3 protein-coding genes and 1 pseudogene are annotated in these 2980 nt (G+C 64.5%); all 4 read right to left on the bottom strand.

Going from position 1 to position 2980, the window contains the following annotated elements; translation table 11 throughout:
• Window positions 1-942: NO-inducible flavohemoprotein (hmpA, locus tag WDW90_RS35940; RefSeq protein WP_336492527.1), on the bottom strand; the 942-nt coding region annotated here is incomplete at its 3' end.
• Window positions 939-1298 carry a hypothetical protein gene (locus WDW90_RS35935; RefSeq protein WP_336492526.1) on the bottom strand — a complete coding sequence of 120 codons (360 nt, stop codon included), beginning with the start codon at window positions 1296-1298 and terminating at the stop codon, window positions 939-941. The genes WDW90_RS35935 and hmpA, both read right to left, overlap by 4 nt.
• A gap of 227 nt (window positions 1299-1525) precedes the next feature.
• Window positions 1526-1909, bottom strand: a pseudogene (locus tag WDW90_RS41060) (5-formyltetrahydrofolate cyclo-ligase); the annotation flags it as partial.
• Between the two features lie 12 nt (window positions 1910-1921).
• A complete protein-coding gene (locus tag WDW90_RS41055; protein WP_431311197.1) occupies window positions 1922-2281 on the bottom strand; it encodes a 5-formyltetrahydrofolate cyclo-ligase in 360 nt (119 codons plus the stop codon).
• Window positions 2282-2980: the final 699 nt, after the last annotated feature.

Genomic DNA, 2980 nt, shown 5'->3' with positions numbered 1-2980 from the left:
CGATCTGACCTGCTCTTTCATGGCGTGCGTCGCGCCGTTCAACGTGCCGTGCACGTACTGGACCTGAACGTTCGGGTGCTGGCTCGCGATTGCCTCCAGCATGCTCATCATGGGCGTCAGGCCGACACCGCCACTCAGGAGGACGACTGGCCGCGGCGATTCCTCGTTCAGGATGAACTCGCCCGCCGGCGGAGCCACCCTCAGGATCTGTCCCTCCTGCACGTGGTCGTGCAGCCAGTTCGACACGATGCCGTTGGGCTCCCGCTTGACCGAGATCCGGTAGGCGTTCTCGCTGGGCGCACTGGAGATGCTGTAGTTGCGCTTCAGCGGATGCTGGTCCGGGATGTCGATCCAGAAGGTCAGATACTGCCCGGGCTGATGCCGCAAGACGCGTCCGCCGTCCTCCGGACGCAGAACGAAGGACGTGATGATCTCGCTCTCACGCGTCCTGCCGTCGATCCTGAAGTTGCGCCACCCCGTCCATCCGCCCGGAGCTGCGGCATGACTCCCGTAGATCGCAGTCTCGCGGCCGATCAGCACGTGCGCGAGGAACCAGTACGCCTCTCCCCAGGCGGCGAGGATCTCGTCGGTCGCGGCCGCGCCCAGCACGTCCTTGATGGCGCCCAGCAGCGCCTCGGCCACGTGCGGATAATGCTCGGGTAGGATGTTGAGCCCGACATGCTTCTGCGCGATGCGCTCGACGGCTGGAGCAAGAGCACCGAGGTTGTCGATGTTCTGGGCGTAGGCCAGGACGGCCGCGGCAAGCGCCTTGGGCTGCGAGCCGGTCTCACCATGGTGAGACTGGTTGAAGAGGTCGCGGATGTCGGGGTTCTGGAACATGCGCTCGTACATCCGCCGCGTGACGGCGAGGCCGTGCTCCTGCAGGGCAGGAACCGTCACCTTCACTAAATGAATGGTCGTGTCACTCAGTGATTCAGTCATGAGTCTGCTCGCAGCTGAATTGTTGGGTGTGCAACGGCCGAGACCGTGACGAGCCGTGGCGGCTGTCGTCCGCCGTTCTCCCGAGAAGCATCGAAGCTACCCTCGAGAATGGGCCCTCTGCGTTCGCCCGCCACGCAGCGTTCAGGCCGCCAGTCCACGATGTCGGTGATGTCGCAGGTATCGGCACGCAGCCGCCAGTCGACGACGCCCATGCGCCGGCAGAAGAGGGCTTTGGCCTCGTAGAGGGCCGATACGTCCGATCGGGCGCGAACCACGGCCCGCTGCTGCATCACGCTGTGGTCGTGGCCGGTGTCGTCGCTGACGACCTTGTGGAAGGTAACGAGGAATTGTCGCATCGCGCCGGCTCCCAATGCTTCGGCCGGACGAGCATAGTCCTGACATTCGGTGCGGCCTTGATCCAGCGCAAAGACCGAGGCGCTGTGAGAAAAGATAGCGGTACCAAAGATTCAGACGCCCGATCGCGATGGCTTTGTTCTTGACCCAAGGCCTGAGTTGAGCCTGGAGCGAAGAGGGAAGCTGCTGGCCGAAGCGCCGCATGGGCGGGCTTGAACGGGTCGTTAGCCTACCCCGCAGAGATACGGGCCGTCTGATGCTCGGTGACGATGACATCCATCCGCATGTCGTGCGGCTGCGGATGGATGGTGTCCAGGCGCGACAGCTCAAAGCCGACGCCGATCGTCTGCGGTTTGGACGGCATCGCTGCGATGGTCCGGTCATAGAAGCCGCCGCCGTAGCCTAGCCGAAAGCCTACGGCGTCGAAGCCCACCAACGGCGCGAGTAGGATATCGGGGAAGAGCGGCTCGCCCTCAGCTGGGATCGGGATGTTCCAGACGCCGCGAGTCATCGGCACACTTGGCCACCACTCACGAAACTGGAGTGGCTGCGCCTTCGCGACCACCACGGGAAGCGCGAGACGTACCTCATGCGTGCGCAGGCCGGTGAGAAGCGGGCGCGCGTTTTATTCGCCCTTGAAGGGCCAGTAGAAGCCGACGAGCTTGCCCGAAACCGAGGAGAGGACCTCCGCCAGCGCCGCATCGATCCGAGCACTCCAATCCGTGCGGTCTGCGGAGGTGATCTGAAGCCGACGCTCGATCAGTTGAGCGCGCTTCTCCTTCTGCCACTGCTGGATCGCCGGCCAATCGAGGGCGGCGGCAGGTAACGGAGGGCTCGCTGCCTGCTCTGAACAGCCGGGTAGTCCAACGAAACTCGGATCAAGCTCGTGCATGAAACAGGGCGGCGAGCTGTAGGTGCCGAGCGTCGCCGGACCTTCGGCAGGATGGGGACGGGCGCTCTCCGGCATCTTCGACGAACTGCCCATGATACCACTCCGCCCCAACAAGCCACTCAGCGGCAGCGACAATCCAGACACGTCCCAGAGGCCGGCCCGCCGAGCCCTTCTATTTGTCCGGGCTCGATCGCCGCCCGAGAACCACTTTCATCCTGGCAGGGCGCTGCTGCCTGCTGTTGCGTCGAATGCGCGTTAGATGCAGGTGGCGCAGAAGCGCTCCCGGACGCTTGAGCCGACCACGAGATGCCTTCCATCCTGCGGCAGGCGTCTGCGCGGAAGGCGCTCGGAGGTGAAGGATCTGATTTCCTCCGGGCAGCTCTCCGGGCCTTATCCGCGTCTACGTTGCCGGCAGCCCCAGCCAACAAGCGGCGATACATCCCGATTGTTCGGCTGCACTCCTGTCTCGATCAGAGGTCGCGCCGGCAGGTGAGTCGGGCCCTGGGCGAGCCGCAGGGCCCGTCTTGTTCAGAGGAGATCCGCGCCACGGGCCCACCTGTACTTTGCGCCGAGGACCTCGCGGAGCTGCCCCGGTTTGTAATCCAAAGCCTATGCAAGTTCTCGGGCTCTGACAGCTAGGTTGGCGAAGGCTCGGGCGTCAAGCCGCCCAGAGCTGTGTAGGGTCGGTCCGCGTTGTACAACCTCTCAGCACAAGACCCATAGTACCGGCGGTGGCGACGACGGTGTCGTCGTCTACGGGTGGCATCCGTGGGCTGGGCGTGCGGTTCGCCT

This window comes from Methylobacterium nigriterrae, assembly GCF_037106235.1.
Classification (GTDB): Bacteria; Pseudomonadota; Alphaproteobacteria; order Rhizobiales; family Beijerinckiaceae; genus Methylobacterium; species Methylobacterium nigriterrae.
Note: the sequence above shows the minus strand (reverse complement) of the source record. Positions and strands in the feature narration are given on the sequence as shown.